Origin of the sequence: Cryobacterium sp. Hh11, from assembly GCF_004404045.1 — a bacterium.
GTDB lineage: Bacteria > Actinomycetota > Actinomycetes > Actinomycetales > Microbacteriaceae > Cryobacterium > Cryobacterium levicorallinum.
The window spans coordinates 44,368-62,815 of sequence record NZ_SOHF01000019.1 but is presented as its reverse complement, the minus strand read 5'-3'; the positions used below and the strand labels follow the sequence as shown (position 1 = coordinate 62,815).

General features: G+C 64.2%; 16 protein-coding genes. 1 reads left to right on the top strand and 15 read right to left on the bottom strand.

What is annotated here, in order from left to right; translation table 11 throughout:
• Positions 1-15: 15 nt before the first annotated feature.
• Together E3T46_RS08585 and E3T46_RS08580 are read right to left on the bottom strand one after the other, a co-directional pair.
• Positions 16-336, bottom strand: a complete 321-nt coding sequence (locus E3T46_RS08585) for a pirin-like C-terminal cupin domain-containing protein (RefSeq protein ID WP_134578231.1) — start codon at positions 334-336, stop codon at positions 16-18.
• Positions 337-371: 35 nt separating this feature from the next.
• Positions 372-1,640 (bottom strand): MFS transporter, encoded by a 1,269-nt coding sequence (locus E3T46_RS08580; RefSeq protein ID WP_134578230.1) that lies wholly within the window; start codon positions 1,638-1,640, stop codon positions 372-374.
• 518 nt (positions 1,641-2,158) lie between these two features.
• On the opposite strand from E3T46_RS08580, the gene E3T46_RS08575 reads away from it, so the two are divergent.
• A complete protein-coding gene (locus E3T46_RS08575) occupies positions 2,159-4,030 on the top strand; it encodes an FAD-binding monooxygenase (protein ID WP_134578229.1) in 1,872 nt (623 codons plus the stop codon).
• Positions 4,031-4,116: 86 nt separating this feature from the next.
• On the opposite strand, the gene arfB is transcribed toward E3T46_RS08575, so the two are convergent.
• The 13 genes from arfB to E3T46_RS08510 all read right to left on the bottom strand — a co-directional run bounded on the left by arfB (position 4,117) and on the right by E3T46_RS08510 (position 18,301).
• A complete protein-coding gene (arfB, locus tag E3T46_RS08570) occupies positions 4,117-4,539 on the bottom strand; it encodes an alternative ribosome rescue aminoacyl-tRNA hydrolase ArfB (RefSeq protein ID WP_134578228.1) in 423 nt (140 codons plus the stop codon).
• Between the two features lie 40 nt (positions 4,540-4,579).
• Positions 4,580-4,873, bottom strand: coding sequence for a helix-turn-helix transcriptional regulator (locus tag E3T46_RS08565; protein WP_134578227.1), 294 nt, complete (start codon positions 4,871-4,873; stop codon positions 4,580-4,582).
• Entirely contained in the window at positions 4,870-5,250 is a 381-nt protein-coding gene (locus E3T46_RS08560) for a hypothetical protein (RefSeq protein ID WP_134441291.1), read from the bottom strand. Before E3T46_RS08560 ends, E3T46_RS08565 begins: the two co-directional genes overlap by 4 nt.
• Before the next feature lie 147 nt (positions 5,251-5,397).
• Positions 5,398-6,165, bottom strand: coding sequence for an SCO1664 family protein (locus E3T46_RS08555; protein ID WP_134441290.1), 768 nt, complete (start codon positions 6,163-6,165; stop codon positions 5,398-5,400).
• Positions 6,165-6,704: a DUF3090 domain-containing protein gene (locus E3T46_RS08550; protein ID WP_134578226.1), complete on the bottom strand. Its 540-nt coding sequence runs from the start codon at positions 6,702-6,704 to the stop codon at positions 6,165-6,167. Before E3T46_RS08550 ends, E3T46_RS08555 begins: the two co-directional genes overlap by 1 nt.
• A gap of 9 nt (positions 6,705-6,713) precedes the next feature.
• Positions 6,714-7,421, bottom strand: a complete 708-nt coding sequence (locus tag E3T46_RS08545) for a histidine phosphatase family protein (RefSeq protein ID WP_134578225.1) — start codon at positions 7,419-7,421, stop codon at positions 6,714-6,716.
• A 136-nt stretch (positions 7,422-7,557) separates the two neighbouring features.
• Positions 7,558-8,478: a pseudouridine synthase gene (locus E3T46_RS08540; protein WP_134578224.1), complete on the bottom strand. Its 921-nt coding sequence runs from the start codon at positions 8,476-8,478 to the stop codon at positions 7,558-7,560.
• A 256-nt stretch (positions 8,479-8,734) separates the two neighbouring features.
• Positions 8,735-8,977 carry a helix-turn-helix domain-containing protein gene (locus E3T46_RS17880; protein ID WP_166790221.1) on the bottom strand — a complete coding sequence of 81 codons (243 nt, stop codon included), beginning with the start codon at positions 8,975-8,977 and terminating at the stop codon, positions 8,735-8,737.
• Between the two features lie 405 nt (positions 8,978-9,382).
• Positions 9,383-9,928, bottom strand: a complete 546-nt coding sequence (locus tag E3T46_RS08530) for a helix-turn-helix domain-containing protein (protein WP_134578222.1) — start codon at positions 9,926-9,928, stop codon at positions 9,383-9,385.
• Positions 9,929-10,169: 241 nt separating this feature from the next.
• A complete protein-coding gene (locus E3T46_RS08525) occupies positions 10,170-13,361 on the bottom strand; it encodes a type I restriction endonuclease subunit R (protein WP_134578398.1) in 3,192 nt (1,063 codons plus the stop codon).
• A 67-nt stretch (positions 13,362-13,428) separates the two neighbouring features.
• Positions 13,429-14,688, bottom strand: coding sequence for a restriction endonuclease subunit S (locus E3T46_RS08520; protein WP_166790220.1), 1,260 nt, complete (start codon positions 14,686-14,688; stop codon positions 13,429-13,431).
• Positions 14,685-16,262, bottom strand: coding sequence for a class I SAM-dependent DNA methyltransferase (locus tag E3T46_RS08515; RefSeq protein WP_134578397.1), 1,578 nt, complete (start codon positions 16,260-16,262; stop codon positions 14,685-14,687). The genes E3T46_RS08520 and E3T46_RS08515 overlap by 4 nt, the downstream gene beginning before the upstream one ends.
• A gap of 38 nt (positions 16,263-16,300) precedes the next feature.
• Positions 16,301-18,301, bottom strand: a complete 2,001-nt coding sequence (locus E3T46_RS08510) for a hypothetical protein (RefSeq protein ID WP_134578220.1) — start codon at positions 18,299-18,301, stop codon at positions 16,301-16,303.
• Positions 18,302-18,448 lie beyond the last annotated feature (147 nt).

Sequence of the window (18,448 nt, the reverse complement as noted above, 5' to 3'; positions counted from 1 at the left end):
CTAGGGACCATGCCGCTAACTGCGGGAACGGAGGCGCACCGTGGGCAGTGGCGGCCCGGGGATCAGGGCGGGCTCGCCGTCAGGAAAAGCGCCACAGCGCAGCCCGTCCCTGTCGAAGCAGGCGTCATCGTCGGCTGCACCGATCTCGGTCTGCCACTGGGTTCGGTAGCTGACGATTTCTTCGTGGCTGCCGCCGACGAAGTTCCACCACATCAGATTTTGTTCACCGAGTGGTTCACCACCGACGAGCAGCAGGCGCAAGGGATCGGCCCCTGCGACCAGGGTGAGCGAGGACCGACCAACCGGCAAATAGGCGAGGTGATCCTGGGCGAGCACGTGCGCAGCTTTCTGCGGGACGTGCGCGACGGGAGCTAATCGCCGGCGGGCGGCGCCGCATCCGCTTGGATGGTGCGGGCGTCGGCTGGATCCTGCTGGCGGCGGCTGGCCAGAAGGAACGGCAGACCGATGAGCTCGACCACGGCGCCGATCACGAGCGAGGTGCCGTAGCCCTGCAGGTCGGCCGCGCGGCCGAGGGCCGGCTGGATGAACACTCCACCGAGGCTGCCGAACAGCGAGTCGAACGACAGCACGGTCGCACGCTGCTTCGACGGGATCATGTCGTTGAGATACGCCTGCCGTACCGGCCCGGCGACGGCGAACACGAAGCCCCAGACGACCAATAGCAAGACGGCCAGCCAGAACAGGCTGTTCAGGCCGAGCGCGACCAAGATACCGACGCTGACGAGCGACGCTGCCAACACCATGCTGGTGCGTTTTCTAAACAGTGAGCGGATGCGCGGCGCGAGCAGTCCGCCGGCCACCTGCGCCAGGGACAGCACGGCCGCGGCCAGCCCGGCAATGGAGTACGCGGTCGGGTCGCCGTACAGCTCGAGCAGATAGGGCTGCAGCGCGTAGAACGCATAGATTCCGACGCCGCCGGCGAAGGGCGCCGAAAAGATCACGTAGCGCACCGAGCGCTTTTTCAGGCCGTGCTCGATCGACTGGGTCAGCACGTTGCGGGTCGCTTTCAGCGGGCCGGCGGAGCGATCCGGGGTGAAACCGAGGTCTTTCATAACGATGTACGCGAAGACGAACATCAGCACGAGCACCCCGGCACGCACCAGGAACGGCACCCCGAGGTCGGTGACCTGGGCGATCACCCCGCCGAGCACGGAGCCGGAGAACATGGCGATTCCAGTCACCACGAGGCCGCGGCCGAACACGGCCTCGAGGCTGCCGGTGTAGCCGGTCGCGGCGAGCGCATCGACCAGCCAGGCTTCGACGGCGCCGGAGAAGAAGGTGAAGCCGAGTCCGAGCAGCACCGACACGATCGCCCACCAGACGAATGGCGCGTGCCAGAGCCAGAGCATCCAGTACAGCCCGGTCGTGACCACCAGCGTGATGGTGCCGAGCAGATACGACGCCTTACGCCCGACGGTGTCGGCGACTACCCCGGTCGGAATCTCGAAGATCACCATGCCCACGGTGAAGAACGCGTTGGCGGCGAAGGCCTCGAAGTTCGACAGTCCAGCGTCGAGCAGAAACAGGGTGTTGATGCCCCAGATGAACGACGCCGCGAGCGTGTTCCCAAGCATCAGGGTCAGGTAGACGCGCTGCACCCGCCGGGCCGCCGGGTTCACAACCCGAACCCCGCTGACTCCGCATCTTCCATCACAGACTAATCATCAACCCACGAAGAGCGGATGGCTAGCCAGCTATTCGTGCCAGGCCCCCGGTCACAATATCGGGCGCGCGAGCTGGCTTGGACGCGTCTACCCTGGCAGGCGTGCACTAGCCCGTGTGTCCTTTTCAACGGCGAGCCAGCACCAGTACTTCCCATCTGCCGCAACCAATTATTTGACGGACGCCCGGAAGCTCGAGTTTGACGTCGGTTTAGCGCCGCGGCACCGAGTCGCGAATAATGAGCAGCGCCCACCACTCGCGCCTGGCTCACGGTCGGTTGACCGTGGTGGCGGGCGTTCCAGCAGACTCAGGCGCTCGTGGGATGCTCGGCCGGATACGCCGCCGGCCCCTGTAGATCACCCAATGTCGTATATGATTCAAAAAACGATAATAGAACACGGTGTTCTATTATCGAACGGTGACTGATCGCCGTGCGAGACCACACCGAGGAACCACACAGAGAAGTGAGGAAGCCGTGCAGTTTCACCACCACGGATATGTGTCCACCGATCCCCGCGTTCAGGACGCCGCCGGGGTCGGCATCGATCGCCCCGACGAACTTCCCGCCACCGTCGACGTTCTCATCGTCGGCACGGGCCCGGCCGGCATGATCACGGCCGCCCAGCTCTCCCAGTTTCCGAACATCACGACCCGCATCGTCGAACGCCGCGGCGACCGCCTGGCGATCGGGCAGGCCGACGGCATCCAGGCTCGCAGCGTCGAAACCTTTCAGGCCTTCGGTTTCGCCGAGCGCATCATCGCCGAGGCCTACCGCATCACCGAGATGGCGTTCTGGAAGCCCGACCCCACCAACCCGGCCAACATCGTCCGCACCGCCCGCGCCATCGACGACCCGACCGGCATCAGCGAGTTTCCGCACCTCATCGTCAATCAGGCCCGCGTCCTGGATTATTTCGCCGAGGTGATGGCCAATGCGCCCACCCGCATGACCCCGGATTTCGGTTTCGAATTTCACAGCCTCGTGAACACGAATGAGGGCGCGTACCCCGTCACGGTGACGCTCGTGCACACCACCGGCGCCCACAAGGGCCAGGAACGCATCGTGCACGCCAAATACGTCGTCGGCGCCGACGGTGCCCGCAGCGCTGTGCGTGACTCGATCGGCTGCACCCTCGCCGGTGACGCGGCCTTCCACGCCTGGGGCGTCATGGACGTTCTCGCCGTCACCGATTTTCCCGACATTCGCACCAAGTGCGCCATCCAGTCCGGTACCGGCGGAAGCATCCTGCACATTCCGCGCGAGGGCGGCTACCTGTTTCGCATGTACGTTGACCTCGGCGAAGTCGCTCCCGACGACAATGGCGCGGTGCGCCAGACCTCGATGGAGCAGATCATCGCGAAGGCGAACGCCATTCTGCACCCGTACACCCTCGACGTGAAAAACGTCGCCTGGCACAGCGTGTACGAGGTTGCCCACCGCCTCACCGACCGCTTCGACGATGTGCTGCCGGCGGAGATCGGCATCCGCTCGCCGCGGGTTTTCATTCTCGGTGACGCCTGCCATACGCACAGCGCCAAGGCCGGCCAGGGCATGAACGTCTCGATGCAGGACGGCTTCAACCTGGGCTGGAAGCTCGGTTACGTGCTTGACGGGCGCAGCCCCGACAGCTTGCTCGGCACCTATTCGGCCGAACGCCAGGTCATCGCCAAGAACCTGATCGACTTCGACAAGGAGTGGTCGTCACTGATGGCCGCCAAGCCGGAGGACCTCAAGGTTCCGCTGGAGGAGTTCTACACGCAGACGGCGGAGTTTCCGGCCGGCTTCATGACCCAGTATCCGCCGTCGATGCTAATCGGCGAGGCGACCCACCAGTCGCTCGCGACCGGGTTCCCGATCGGTAAGCGCTTCAAGTCGGCCCCGGTGGTGCGGGTCGGTGACGCCAACCCGGTCGAACTCGGCCACCACCACCGCGCCGACGGCCGCTGGCGCGTCTACGCGTTTGCCGACGCCGCATCCGTTGAACTGGCCACCTGGGCAGAGTGGATGCGCGCAGCTGGCGACTCGCCGCTGCTCGCCCACACCCCGGACGGGAGCGACATCGACAGCATCTTCGACGTCAAGGTGGTCTACCAGCAGGCCCACGCCGAGGTCGATATCAGCCGGGTCGACGACGTGTTTCTGCCCAAAACTGGTCCGTTCGGGTTGATCGACTACGAAAAGCTCTATGCCACCGACCCGGAACGCGATATTTTCTCCCTGCGCGGAATCAGCCGCGACGGTGCCATCGTGGTCGTGCGACCCGACCAGTACGTCGCGAACGTGCTGCCGCTGACGGCGACCGACGAGCTCGCGGCGTATTTTCGGCAGATGCTGCTCGTGCGGTAGCCGCTTCAAGCGGATGCCGATCGGTCAAGTGGCACCGTCCCGGGAGGCCATTGCTTTCTCGGCGAACGGATACCGGTGGGCCGCCCCTAATCGGCCGCGGGACGCTGGCGGTTCTGCTTCGTGGCTGAGCGCTGCTGTTTGGCGGCGAGGTGCCGCCGCCCCGAGCCCTTCGTGGGTTTGGTCGCGCGGCGGGCGGGCGGCTCAGCCGCCAGCCCGGCGATCACCAGATCGGCGAGCTTGCGCAGCGCGATCTCGCGGTTGCGCAGCTGGGAGCGCTGCTCGCTCGCGGCGATGGTGACCACTCCGGAAACGAGACGGTGCCCGAGGCGGGTGAGCAGCAGCATCCGCTCATCATCGGAAAGCACCGTCGAGTCGGCGACGTTCCAGGACAGCTCTACCCGGCTGTCTGAGGTGTTGACGTGCTGGCCGCCGGGCCCGGACGAACGCGAAAACCGCCAGCCGAGTTCGCGCTCGGGAATGGTTAGCGCCGGCGATACCTCAAGATCCATGCATCAAGCGTGGCACAGACTCGTGCCGCGGCGGATCGATTCAGGTGTTCTGCAACCTTTCATCATGGGTAACGACGACGGACAGCTCAAGCTTTTGCCCGAGCGCATGCAGCGTCGCGGCGAGCTTTCGCACAGTTATATTCCGTTCGCCGGCAAGACGAGCCGTAATTTCACTCCTGCTCACTCCCAAGGCCCGGGCAAGTTCGGCCCGCGACATGCCGCTCCGCTCGAGAGCGGAGGCAATAATCTCGCTGGCCTCAACCATTGCGGATTCCTCCGCATACGTTGAGGCATAGGTGGGGTCGCCTGTAGGAAACACCGATTCATCGCTCACGAGACGTCTCCAATTCCTTCCCAGAAAATCTCCAGGGCTTTCTTGATTTCCTGGTTAACCTGATTGTCTTTGGGTTTCACGCGGCCATGCGTGGCGTACCAAGCTGATCTGAACCGCACGATATAGAGGCGATACTTGTCAACCTTGATCTCAAATACCACCGCAGCGGAACCCGGTAAACTCAACCGCCGAAAGTTCTCGGGCGATTTTATAAGGACTCCATCGCGAAGATATTCCAGATAACGCTGATACCGCGCTAAGAAGCGAAAATTCAAACTTCGAAGAAACTCCTGTGTGTCGCACGCCCCGCTCGGCCGCACAATAGCAAGCACGACAGAGCTACCGTCGAGCAGTTGCACGGGTTTATGTTCAGTCATAACTTAACACATCCTGTCCGCTGTGACAAGCATCCACGTGATTTTCGAGCCAATTCACACTGACCGCGCGGCCGCCCGATCGGCCCCCCTTCAGTGAGTCCAATACTGCCGCGCACCCCTGACATTGACGTTGAGCGCGAACGACAATCAGAACAGGGGCCAGGGCACCGCGGGCATGTCGCCGCTCGGGGCGGGGAACTCCCCCTCTGACCGCAACCGGCCGCAGCGTTCCGCGAGCGCAGCAACTTCTTCGGCGCTCAGAAGGCCAGCAAGGGTCGCGCCCAGCGCACCATTCAGGTCGGCCTGCACCCGGTCGATGCCCTCGAGTTCCTCGTCGGTGAGCGCATCGCCGAGCCAGCCCCACAGCACGGTGCGCAGCTTGTGCTCGATATGAAAGGTGAGCCCATGGTCGACGCCGTGCCGGTGACCGTCGGGCATGGCGAGAATGTGGTCGCCTTTGCGATCGGCATTGTTCACGACGATGTCGAACACGGCCATGCGGCGAAGCGCCGCGCTGTCTTCGTGGATGAGGGTGACCATCCGTTCGTGTTCGTCTCGCCCATCGAGAACGTGTCGCCACCCGGTATCCGGCACGGCATCGGCCGCGACAAGGTCGACGGCGGCCTGCGCGGGGTCAGACTCCTGCCACAGCTGCACCATGCCTTCGCCCATCGGACCCTCGCGCAACCAGGTGTGCGGCACGACGTTCCAGCCGAAGACCTGCGACACCAAGTAGGCCGCCACCTCGCGATTAGCCAGGTGGCCGCCCGGAAAATCCCACAGCGGATGCTCCCCCGCCACCGGTTTGTAGACGACCACCGCGCCGTCGATACTCCCCAGGAACGTTGCATTCGAGGCCGTCGTGATGCGGCCGGTGAGCTTCAGCTCACCGTTGATCAGGTCGGGAATCGGCATCAGGCTTCGGGCAGGGTGCAGGTGTGCCCATCGGCGTCGACAGGGTAACCGCAGAGGGGACACATGGGCCTGCCGGCGCCGACGACCTCGCGCGTGCGTTTGGCGAAGGCTCGCGCCGTGCCGACGGGCATGCGCACCAGCAGCATTTCAGCCACTTCTGCCGGATCGAGCAATTCCTCGTCATCGTCGGTGATCGGGTAGGCCTCGATCACGACCTGCACCGTCGACGGGTCCCAGCCCAGGCTCATCGCGCCGGTGCGAAATTCCTCGGCGACGGGCTGTTCGAGCGGGTCGTTGTCGACGAGCTCGATGGGGGTCGTGGTCGGAATGCTGAAGGGATTGCCCTCGAAGGTGATCAACTGGTCGAGAATCTCGTCGATCTTTTCGCCGAGAAGCGACGACTGCTGTTTCTCCAGCGCGATGCTCACGATGCGGGTGCCGCTGCGCACCTGCAAGTAAAATGTGCGCGACCCGGGCAGGCCGACGGTGCCGACGACTACCCGGTCGGGCCAGTCGAACTCATGGACGATTGTGGGCATGTGAATATTTTACGCGTTCGAGGTGCGCGCTGGCTGATGACCGGCCCCACCGCCGACCGGCGCATCCGCTGAGTGGATGCTGCCAGCCAGCCAGGACAGATCGCCGCCGTCGGTGTTGGTCGCGTGCACGCTCGGCCTTTTGGGGCCGTATTGCACGATCGATACCGACGCGGGCCCGACGTTGATACGTTGGAACAGGTCCAGGTGCATGCCGAGCGCGTCAGCCAAAATGGACTTGATAACGTCGCCGTGGCTGACCGCGACCCACACCGCACCGGGCCCGTGCTGCGCCTCGAAGGCGGCGTCGTGGCGTCGAATCGCGGCCACCGATCGCGCCTGCATCGCCGCCATCGACTCGCCGCCGGGAAAGACCACGGCTGAGGGTTGCATCTGCACCACCGACCAGAGGTCTTCTGTGGCCAGGTCGCTGATGGTCCGGCCCTGCCACTGGCCGTAATCACACTCCGTGAGATCGTCGTCAATCGGCATGACCGGGGAACCACTCTGGTGGTCGAGAATGAGCTGCGCGGTCTGCTGGCAGCGTTCCAGGGGGCTGGAGACCACGGCGACCAGGGGCACCACCGCGAGGCGTTTTCCGGTCAGCGCCGCCTGGTCCTGCCCGATCTGGTCGAGTCGCACGCCGGCGGCCCGCCCGGCGAGTATTCCGGCGGTGTTTGCGGTGGTGCGGCCGTGCCGCACGAGAATGACTGTGGCCATGGGTCTAGCCTAGGCATCCGTTTGGCGAGCTTTGGACGCGCACCATCAAGGCTCGCGGCACGTGTTTGAGAAGTTCGCCCTGGTTTGAACACGTGTCAGATTGTCAACCGCGTGTCGCGACGCCCGACACCCAGGCTCAGCCGACCTCACTGCGCAACGGGAGCGTGCGCACGCTGGCAAACTGCCGCAGGCGACCGTCGATCGGGTCGGTGAAGCGCACCTCGTTCGCCAGCAGCTGCAGGGGGTGGCTGAAATCGTCGATCGCGATATCTCGCACGACCGGATAGATCGGGTCGTCACTGATCGGAATCCCCAGGCCGAGCATGTGCATGCGCAATTGGTGGGTGCGGCCGGTGCGTGGCGTCAGTCTGTAGACGCCCAGGCCGTCGATCACCGAGTCGAGTTCGATCAACGACTCAGCGTTGGCCGGCGCGTCCGGCAGTACCTCGGCCTGCCACTGACCACGGCGGGTCGTGAGGTGGTTGCGCACCGTCACGGGCAGGTCGAGGCCCGGCAGCAGCGGCGCCAGCGCCCGATAGGTCTTGGCGATCTCCTGCCGTTGGAACATCGACTGATACGCCCCGCGCCACCGACGTTCGGTTGCCAGCACCACCAGCCCCGACGTCACCCGATCCAGCCGATGCAGCGGCGAGAGCTCCGGCAGCCCGAGTTCGGCGCGCAGGCGCACCACCACGCTCTGCACGACGTGGCGCCCGCGGGGAATGGTCGAGAGAAAGGCGGGCTTGTCGATCACGACGAGGCGATCGTCGCGATAGATCAGGTGGATGGGCCCCGGAACAAAAGTCTCGGCGGCCAGGTCGCGGTGGAACCAGACGAAGGTGTGCGGCCGGTACGGGTCGAGACCGGCTACCGCGGTGCCCGACTCATAGACCAATCGGCCCTGAGCCAGAAAGCCGGCTGCGTCCACGAACTCCGACAAACGCTCATCCAGCCAGGCGCCCATCGTGTCCCAAAGCGGATGCTGCGCCCGTTCCGGGGTGCAGACCCACGCGGCCTCGAGGCCGTGACGTTGCGGAAGTGGCGAGCGCGGCGGCATCCACTGATCGTACGTCGCGCCGCCCTGTCACCGCGCGACGTACCTTCGGGATTTTTCGTTGACATCATCGCGAGAGTCCAATAGCGTTCCTTCGGCGGCACCACATCTCGAATATAACGCCCCATCAGCACATACTCAGGCAACCCACATAGGAGAAAAACTCCGAAATTCGCACCCCTTCAAGCCGTTCTTCCGTGGGCATTCCGAGCGAACTGGCCAACGCGCTGGCCCTCGAGGTAGGCATCGAGTCCGCTCGTCATCGAACACCTGGTGCGGGGATAGCCGAGGGTTCGATGTGCAGGGCGCGCAGGACTCGGCGAATCGCAGCGATGCTCGTGACAAGTTTGCCGCGCTCGATGGCTGACAGAACAGTCAGGTCCACGTCGGCGGCCGCGGCGAGGTCGGCTCGGCTCAGGCCGCGAATAGCGCGTTCATCACTGACCCGCGGGGCAAGGTCAACTCGTTCGCGGAGGTTCGCGGCATGTCTGCGTTGGAGCACCTGCCGCACCCTGGCATCATTGCCGGCCACCGCATGGGCAATGAGATTGGACCCCGCATTCAAGCCGGCAGACGGCTGGCCATTGAACCAATCCGCGAGCACCGCAGCTGGCGCATCGCTGCCACGCAGAAAGCGGATGCGCTGAGCTGTGCGTTCCCTCGTCTTGGAGTCGAGTCCGGCGAGGGTATTCGTGCGAAAGAAATGAATAAAGGCGGCCTACGAACGCGGCGCGAGCGGGCGGCGGGAACGCGTGTGTCGATTCGCTGTTGAGTCTTCAATGACCCACGCCTTGCTCCCCGGCTTCCTGCTCGCCGGGATGCGCCCGCGTTCGATGAGCTTGCGAACACCGCGGTCGCTAATACGTCGAGCCACGCAGCTGTGTCTAACAGGGCAGTAAACACTCGCCTAGCCTGCCAACGCCCCAGCCTTGGCCCGCCGCTGGGCACCGAGAGCTCGCCGAGTCTGGCGCGCCTTCGTTAGGATCTCGTCAACAGTTGTCTCGTCATCAAGAGTCGACCGCATCGCCTCGAGCGCGTCGTATTGTTCTTGGCGCCGTCGATCCCGAAAAGCCATCACATCGACAAGGAGCACGCGCCGATGGGTACCGACTCGTTCAAAGGGAAGCTTCTGCTCGTCAAGGAGTTTCACCAGCGTTGGCCTGCTGATACCGAGGAGGTCCGCTGCCTGCTGAGTGGTGAGCGTCTTCGACTGCGGCACAATACTGACAGCGAGCCCTCGCTGCATGGATTCAATTACTTGCAGGAGAACCCTATGGATCTCCTCTGGAATTTCCACTTGGTCACCCGTTGCGGCGCCGGCGAGGAAGTAATGCGGAAGCGGGGCCTCTCGATCGGCCGCTTCATGTGCCGCAAGAAAATCGTGCACGCGGGCGACACCAGCCAGATCGTCGCAGACGTATGTCTGTTGACTCAATGCCACCGCGTTGCTCATCACTTCTCCCTATCCGAAAGAAACGTGTCACATTTGTGTACATTTCGACTGAGAATTTAATGACTGCCCCGTCACCGAGTTATTCGAGCGACGACAAGCCCCGCGAGGCATTCGACATTTGTGGCCAGGGCGATGGGACCCCAAGCCGCAGTTTCCCGCGGCAACACTTCCCCGGAGCGGCCGTGAACGGCGTCATCATGCGGCCGACCACGCCTTCAGCATGGCCTCAGGCCGACCTTCGTCATGTCCGGTCCCCGGCAAACCGCAGCGCCATCGACTCCATTTGCTCCATCACCAGCTTGATCGCGGCGGGCTGCTGGTCGGGCGGGTAACCGTTCACGACGAGCAACCGCTTGATCGACGAGCGCAGCTTGGCACGCACATCGTCGCGCACGGTCCAGTCGGTGCGCACGTCGCGGCGCATCACCTGCACCAGCCCGCGCGCGATGTCAGCCAGCTTGCCCTCGCCCTGCAGATCCACAGCGGACTCGTTCTGCGCCACCGCGTCATAGAACGCCAACTCATCACTGGTCAGCGCCGGAGTGAAGTGCGAACCACGCTGCGACTCGGCGGCGACCTCCCGCGACATCTCCACCAGCGCGGCAATGACCTCAGCGGAGGTCAGCTGTTGGTTGGTGTACTTGTTCATCAGCTCGGTGATGCGCTCCGAGAACGCGCGCTGCCGCACCATATTGTTGCGAGTGGATGCCACGGCCTCCTCGGTCAGCAACTTACGCAACGCTTCAATCGCCAGATGCGGGTTGCGCGCCTGCTGCGTCTTAGCGACGAACTCCGGCGTCAGATCGCTCAGCGAGGGCTTCGGCATACCGGCGGCCTCGTAGATGTCCAGCACCTCACCGGACGACGTCGCGGACGCGATCAGCTCCCCCAGCAACCGTTGGATCTCCTCGGGGATCGGCTCGCCGCGCAACTGCCGATCATTGGCATCGCCCTTGGCCATCCAGACCCGAATCTCCTCGTAGATCTGCACCTCGGGGCGCAGCGCTGCCAGGTTCTGCGATCCCGAGCACAGCGCCCAGGCCCGCGAGAGCTGGCCCGAGTACCGGCGGTATTTCACGCCGAGGGTCTCTTCACCCTCGACGATCTGGTTGCCGGGCGTGCCGGGGGCCCGCAGGTAGTTCACGGAACCGGTCACCGCGTTCAGGTACGCCTTCGGCCCGGCCTTGTGCAGCACGGCCTTCCAGTCATACCCGGCCAGGAGACCGCGCAGCGTGTCAACCAGGGTCGTTGTGAGCGCGACCACCTCGTCAATGTTGCGGCCGAGCGGCTTGCCGGTCTGGTCATCCGCTGTGTATTCGGCGAGCGCCTTGGCCAGATTCTCGGCGAGCGGCGCGTAGGCCACGAGCAGCCCGTCTTCCTTGCCGCGGAAGGTGCGGTTGACCCGCGCGAGCGTTTGCATGAGCAGCGCACCCTTGAGCGGACGGTCAAGGTAGAGGGTGTGCAGGGGCGGAGAGTCGAAGCCGGTGAGCATCATGTCTTTCACGATCACGAGCTCGAGCGGGTCGTCAACGTTCTTCAGCCGCGCCTTGATCGCATCGTTCTGCGAGGTGCGCCGCACGTGCAGGCTGACCGGCGGCTGGTCCGTCGCAACCCCGGAATACACCACCTTGATCACGCCTTGGTCGACCGCAGCGGAATGCCAGTCTGGCCGCAGCGCCACGATCGCCTCGTAGAGCAGCGCGCAGATCTCCCGCGTACCACCGACGATCATGGCCTTGCCCGGGGAAACAATGAACTTGATCATGCGGCTGCGCCGATTCTCCCAATGCGCCACGATATCCTCCGTGAGCGCGGCGATGCGCTCGGGAGCTCCATAGACCGCGTTGACGACGGCCACGCTCTGTTCGATGCGGGCGCGCTCGGTTTCGTCGAGCCCCTGGGTGGCGTCATCGGCCGCGTCGTCGAGCATCTCTTCCGTGACACCGGTTGCGAGTGACACCTTGATCAGTCGCGGCTCGAAATACACCGGCACGGTCGCGCCGTCCTCGACCGCGCGAGACAGGTCGTACACGTCGATGTAGTCCCCGAACACGTCTTGGGTGTTGCGGTCGTCGAACGAGATAGGTGTGCCGGTGAACGCGATCAGCGTTGCGTGCGGCAGTGCGTCGCGCAGGTGGCGGGCATACCCGTCGAGGTCGTCGTAGTGGCTGCGGTGCGCCTCATCGACGATCACGATGATATTGCGCCGGTCCGACAGAAGCGGATGCTCCATCCCGGCATCCTTCTCCGCCTTGCTGATGCCGAATTTCTGCAGCGTGGTGAAGAAGATTCCGCCAGTGTTGCGCTCACCCAGCTTCTGCCGCAGGTCGGAGCGGCGCAGTATCTGCTCCGGCTTTCCCGGCAGCAGCAGGCTGCGATCAAACGAGCTGAACAGCTGCCCGTCGAGTTCCTTGCGGTCGGTGATCACCACCACGGTCGGGTTCTTCAACTTCGGATGCAGCGTCACCAGGTTGGTGTACAACTCCATCTCCATGGACTTGCCCGACCCCTGCGTGTGCCAGACCACCCCGGCCTTGCCGTTGCTCGCGACGGCCTGCACCGTGCTGGCGACCGCCTTGTTCACGGCGAAAAACTGGTGCGGTTTGGCGATGCGCTTGGTGAGGCCATCGTCGCCCTCATCGAACGCGGTGAAATAGGTCAGCAGCTGCAGAAACCGCTCTTGGTTATAGAGACCCGCCAGAGCGGTGTCGAGTCCGGTGACCGCATCGCCGTCGACCGTGGTCGTGCCCGGCGGCACCGGCTTGCCGTCTTCGTCGACGTTCCACGGCGAAAAGTGGTTGAGCGGAGTGAACGGTGTGCCATAGGCGGCGGACTGGCCGTCGGAGGCGAGCGTGAACACGCAGAATCGAAACGCCAGCGGAAACTCGCGCAGGTAGGTCTGCAGCTGGGCGTGCGCGGCGGCCACGGTGGCCCGCTCGCTGCCCGCCTTCTTCAACTCGATAATGCTCACCGGCATACCGTTGCAGTACAGCACGATGTCGAACCGGCGCTTCAAGTCAGGCTTCACGAGCGTGACCTGGTTCACGGCCAACCAATCGTTCTGCGCCGGGTCAGAACTGATCAAGCGGATGCTGGGGCTCACCTCGACCCCGCTGGCATCGAGGTAGCTGAACGGAAACCCGTGCACGAAGTACTCGTGCATACGCTGATTCTCGGTGATCGCGTCCATCGACTTGGGCGCCGTCAGCTCGGCGAGCGCCTGACGCAGGTACTCCACCGGAACGGTCGGGTTGAGGTTGCGCAGGGCTTCGAGAAGGCGTGGTCGGATGAGCAGCTCGCTCCACGACTCGCGCTCCCCCGTTCCCGGCGCAATCTTCTCCCCGGCCAGCGGAAGCCAGCCGAGCGGCTCCCCCAGCTGGTCGAGCGCGAAGTCCTCCCACGCGGCTTCGGACAGCCCCACTGTTGGATTCATGATCGTCATTGCCTATCCCCTCAATACTCTGACGCTGGTGAAAGCTAGTTGCGAAGTGCGGCGGGCGTCACAGCACGCCCGCGAGCGACATCTCGGCGTCTCTGACGCGCAGCTTGCCCGACATGAGTTGTGGGAGCAGGGCGTCGCGTGTTGCGACGAGCATGTCTGACTCTGCTCCCAACGCGCTCGCACTGGCAAATAAGGCTTGTGCAGCGTCATTGAATGATGCAAGATCCGTCGGATCCAAAATCGGGACAGATCTTCTGGCCGCATACTCGCCAAAAGCAAGATTCTTGATACCAGTAGACCCGTTTTCGTATTGGAAAAACTCCCCGTTTGCCCAATCCCAACGCAACATCGCATAGACAAAACTGGAATAGGTTGCATCTCCCATTCTCAGTACTCGACAAAAATTGGAACTGATCAAAGGTCTATCTAGGCGAGCCAACAATTGGTCAGTTACATATGCTGGCCTCCCCGTTGATTGTGTCGGACTACCACCCGACATCTCAACGACGATATCGCCCGATGTCATGTTCCTCCGCTGCAAGCTTCTGGGTTTGATGAACCTTGTTGGCATCCTTCCAAGACCAGAGCGTTGCAGGCTCGATATATCTGCTCCACGCATACAATAGGCCCCCTCAGTGTGAGTCGATGTACTCAATTCGACGCCCCAATCACCCGCGATCGTCTCAAGAATCATGCTGGCTAAGGGGCGGTCAATTGTGCCTGGCTTTCGCCTTTGATCGACCTGACGCCACCGCGCCATGAAGAAATCGTCGATAGTGGCTGCAATCTTGATGTTGGAGGCGATCTTGTCGTCGAGCGCGCCGAGCACCTCCGCGATCGCTGTCTGTACTGCAAGGTTCGGGATTTCGAATGAATAGTTCCCAATCTGGCCCCCGCTAATATGCGGCACAGCTGTTCCGGTCTGCACTGAGAGAACGTAGTCAGTGAAACTACGACTCCCGATTACTGCAGACAAGAAGCGCTGATCGTTGCCAGCCTTGACCCGCAATCTAGCGACTCTCTGAACCAACAAGGACGGGAGGTCGGCCCTTTGGATCTTTGCAAATTTCAGCCCAGCTTCGATCCACGGCCGATCCATCGCAAGGACGACGTCGTCTTCTGCTAGCTGATAGTGGGGATCAGCTGCCTTGTCGTCTGGCCAGAGCTCTGCGCGATTCCACCGCGTCGTGCCTTGGACGATGTTGTCCCCTCGCAATAGTCGAGTGCCCGTTCCGTCCTTTGAGAAATCGGCACTCTTGAATGCGAATCCCAGACCAATCTCAGCGATCTCGTTGAGGCTTACGCGGCGTACGGTCACGAGACGCGCCCCAACTGCTCGCGCACGACCGCCGCGAGGCGCTCGGACTCGTCGAATTGGGCGAACAGCTCGGCACTCAGCCGGGCGATCTTGTGATCGATCGGCTCGGCATCCTCTTCGGCTTCGGCCGCGCCGACGTAACGCCCCGGGGTCAGCGCGTAGTCCGCGGCCTTGATCTCGGCGAGCGACGCGGAGTAGGCGAAGCCGGGCTCGTCTATATAGGTGTGGCCGGCATCCGCTGCTGAAGGTGTGCCGCGCCAGGCGTGATAGGTGCCGGTGATCTTGGCGATGTCGTCGTCGCTGAGGGCGCGCTCGGCGCGGTCGACCATGGTGCCGAGGTTGCGGGCGTCGATGAAGAGCACCTGGCCGGTGCGGTCGATCGAGCCCTTCTCGCCCGCGGTCTTGTCTTTGGCGAAGAACCAGGTGCACACCGGGATTCCGGTGCTGCGAAACAGCTGGGTGGGCAGGGCGACCATGCAGGTGACGAGGTCGGCCTCCACGAGTTGGGCGCGAATCTCGCCTTCGCCCCCGGAGTTGGACGACATCGACCCGTTGGCCATGACGACGCCGGCGCTGCCGCCGGGGTTGAGCTTGGAGATGATGTGCTGGATCCAGGCGTAGTTGGCGTTGCCGGCGGGCGGCACGCCGTAGCGCCAGCGCGGGTCCTGCTCGTTGCGGGCCCAGTCCTTGATGTTGAAAGGCGGGTTGGCGAGGATGTAGTCGGCCTGCATGTCGGGGTGCTGGTCGCGGGCGAAGGTGTCGCCCCAGCGGCTGGCGAGGTTGCCATTGAGGCCGTGAATGGCGAGGTTCATCTTGGCCATGCGCCAGGTGCGCTCGTTGAGTTCCTGGCCGAAGACCGAGAGCTCCGACCCCTCTTTGTGGTGGTTTTCCAGAAACTTCTCGGCCTGCACAAACATGCCGCCGGAGCCGCAGCACGGGTCGTAGACGCGCCCGCGGGTGGGTTCGAGCATCTCGACCAGCACGCGCACGACGCCGGCCGGGGTGTAGAACTCGCCGCCGCGCTTGCCCTCAGCCTTGGCGAACTTCTCCAGAAAGTATTCGTAGACCTCGCCGAGCAGGTCGCGGGCCTTGGTCGACCCTTCGCCGGTGAAGCGGGCGGAGTTGAACAGGTCGAGCAGTTCGCCGAGGCGACGCTGGTCAACGCCGTCACGGTTGTAAATGCGCGGCAGCGTGGCCGCGAGGGTGGGGTTGGCGACCATGATCTGGTCCATGGCCTCGTCGATGAGCTGGCCCACCTGCTTGAACGGTTCGCCGGTCACTCCGGCGATGCCCTTGGCGTTTTCGGCGATGTAGGTCCAGCGGGCGGGGGCCGGCACCCAGAACACGCGGCGGCCGGTGTATTCGTCGACGTCGTCGATGAGCTGACCGATCTGGTCCTCATCGAGGCCGTCGGCGGCGAGCTCGGTGCGAATCTGCTCGCGGCGCTCGTCGAAGGAGTCACTGACGTACTTGAGGAACACCAGGCCGAGAATGACGTCTTTGTACTGCGAGGCGTCCATGGATCCGCGCAGCTTATCGGCGGCCTTCCAGAGGGTGTCTTTCAGTTCCTTCATGGTCGACGGCAGGGCGGCGGCTTTGGTCTTCGGTGCCACTAGGTGGTTCCTTTCGATCGTGCGTCAGAAGCGATGGTGATGGTGCCGGCGGTGACGCCGGCCATGAGCAAATCGGTGAGCTCGTCGAGTTGCCCGAGCCGATCAAGCGCCTGCTTCTGTTCCCACCGTAGCGAGGTGAGAGCGTCAGCGAGCGCCGCGCGTTGGTTCAGGGCCACCTGGCGCACCGGCCAGGACCGCCACCGGCGATGGCCGGGGGGCATTGACTGGATGTCGGCGGCGAGTACCGCATCGAGCAGACCATTCGGGTCGGCCTGCTCGATGCGAAGAATGCGGGCGGGAAAGAGCACGACGGAGGTGCCTTCCGTGTCGACCACCGCTGCCGGCCGGGGCGAGGTGGCGAACACCACGTCGCCCGGCTCGGTCACGCGGCCAGACGAGTACGCGGCCGCGAACCTCAGTCGGTCGATTCGCCGGTGGCCGAGCTGTGAGGGGTTCGCGACTTCGGCCGGTCCTATTAAGCGGATGCCGGCGGCATCCGTTGAACCCTCGATCACATCGTCGGCGGCGATGCGATTGCCCGGAATATAGTGCAGGTGCCCGGCGGTGAGGAGCTCGTGCACGGTCGACGAGGCAGCCTTGTCGCTGGCGGGTTCAACCGCCAGGTCGGCGTCGAGCGAGGCTGCCAGCCGGTCAATGGTCACGGCGAGCGCCGCCGCCGGCTGATCGGCGGCCGAGGGAACCGTGTGCACTCCGGCCACGAGTGGCCGGCGACTGGCGAGCAGACTGCGGGTGAGCACCAGTCGGGCAAAGCGAAAGGCGTGCGCGCGCACGGTGCTCTGGCTGCCGAGTGACGCGGCGAGGTCGCTGACGAGGTCGTCGATGGCGGCGCCACCCAGCGGCGTCGCAACGAGGTCGGCGACCATGGCGTAGCGATCGGCGAGGGCGACCTCGGCGTGGGCGGCACCGAGCACCCAGAGCGCCTGCAACTGCTGCGGTTTGCCAGTCAGCAGCCCGGCGGGCAGACGCACGACGGCGCGCACTCGGCCGGAACGCAAGAGAGACGAGCGCAGCTCGTCGGCTTCGCGGCTGAGGCCGGTGTCGCTGAGCACCGCTGACGGAGCCAGAACCACGGCCAGCTGCTCATCGGTCATCTGCAGCACGATCTGCTCGATGTCCGAGAGAATCTGCACCGGCGTCATGGTCGGCCGGGCCGCTGAGGGGTATTGCGCCACGTGCACGGCGGCGCCGGTCACGCTGAAGGCACCGGAGGGCAGAACCTGCAGCTCGGTGCGCACGACCCCGTGCACCATCAGCCGCCGGCGCTGCAGGCGAGCGGTGGGGCTGTCGATGTTCGCTGTCATCACCGGCACCTCGCCCTGGTGGATGGCGATGAGCAGGTCGCTCGCGCTACCCGTGGGGTCGACGAGCACGGAATCAGCGGGCTGAGTGAGTCGCAGCGCGGTGACGGTCTCGGCCATGAGGTCAAGGGCTTCACGGCTGAGGGACAGGTCGCCCTCGTCGGCGAGGTTGCGCTTGAAACGGTCGGTGAGCATCCGTTCGAAGGCGGGCGCCGGGCCGAAAGCAGCCTCGACCAGGGCGTCGACGTAGGCGGCCAAGGTGGGCAGGGTATCGCCGAGGGCTTCGATCTCGCGGAGCAGCAGGTCGTCGTCGGGGTCGTGCTCGTCGGCTAGGTCGACCAGCTCGGCTTCGGTAAGGGTACTGAGCGCGTGATCGCACGCCGCGCGCAGAGCGAGCAGGGCGGTGACGCCACGAAAGGTTTGTTCGTCGTGCGCGTCGGGTACAGCGTAGGCAGCGGCATCCGCTGCGGCGTCACGGTTGTTGCCGCGGCCGGTTGCGCTGAGCCAGCTGCCCACCTGGTCGGCGTTGAAGAGGTCGACGCCGCGCTGTCGGCTGACCGGCGTGGGAAAGGGTGTGTTGGTGGCTGCGGAGCGGCTGCGCCAGACGGAGACGACCGGGCGTTGCACGTGGGCGAGGCCGGCGATGTCGGACATGGTCATCAGCAGTGCGGTGTCGGTCATTGCGTTCCCTTCTCGTGGGTTTAGGTTAGGGCAGATTCGTGTCGCTTATGTCGATTTACTGATAACCCCTGTTATCAGGGTTCTTTGCGTAGTAAACGTGGCGCTGCAATAACTTGTTCCTGTGCCCGCCGCAGTCGGCTGGCACCA

Coding starts and splice junctions, on each gene's coding strand:
- arfB (WP_134578228.1), bottom strand. CDS start 4,539: ATGGATCTTGAGGTATCGCCGGCGCTAACCATTCCCGAGCGCGAACTC.
- E3T46_RS08560 (WP_134441291.1), bottom strand. CDS start 5,250: ATGACTGAACATAAACCCGTGCAACTGCTCGACGGTAGCTCTGTCGTG.
- E3T46_RS08555 (WP_134441290.1), bottom strand. CDS start 6,165: ATGCCGATTCCCGACCTGATCAACGGTGAGCTGAAGCTCACCGGCCGC.
- E3T46_RS08550 (WP_134578226.1), bottom strand. CDS start 6,704: ATGCCCACAATCGTCCATGAGTTCGACTGGCCCGACCGGGTAGTCGTC.
- E3T46_RS08545 (WP_134578225.1), bottom strand. CDS start 7,421: ATGGCCACAGTCATTCTCGTGCGGCACGGCCGCACCACCGCAAACACC.
- E3T46_RS08540 (WP_134578224.1), bottom strand. CDS start 8,478: ATGCCGCCGCGCTCGCCACTTCCGCAACGTCACGGCCTCGAGGCCGCG.
- E3T46_RS08530 (WP_134578222.1), bottom strand. CDS start 9,928: ATGAGCAACGCGGTGGCATTGAGTCAACAGACATACGTCTGCGACGAT.
- E3T46_RS08525 (WP_134578398.1), bottom strand. CDS start 13,361: ATGAATCCAACAGTGGGGCTGTCCGAAGCCGCGTGGGAGGACTTCGCG.
- E3T46_RS08515 (WP_134578397.1), bottom strand. CDS start 16,262: ATGAAGGAACTGAAAGACACCCTCTGGAAGGCCGCCGATAAGCTGCGC.
- E3T46_RS08510 (WP_134578220.1), bottom strand. CDS start 18,301: ATGACCGACACCGCACTGCTGATGACCATGTCCGACATCGCCGGCCTC.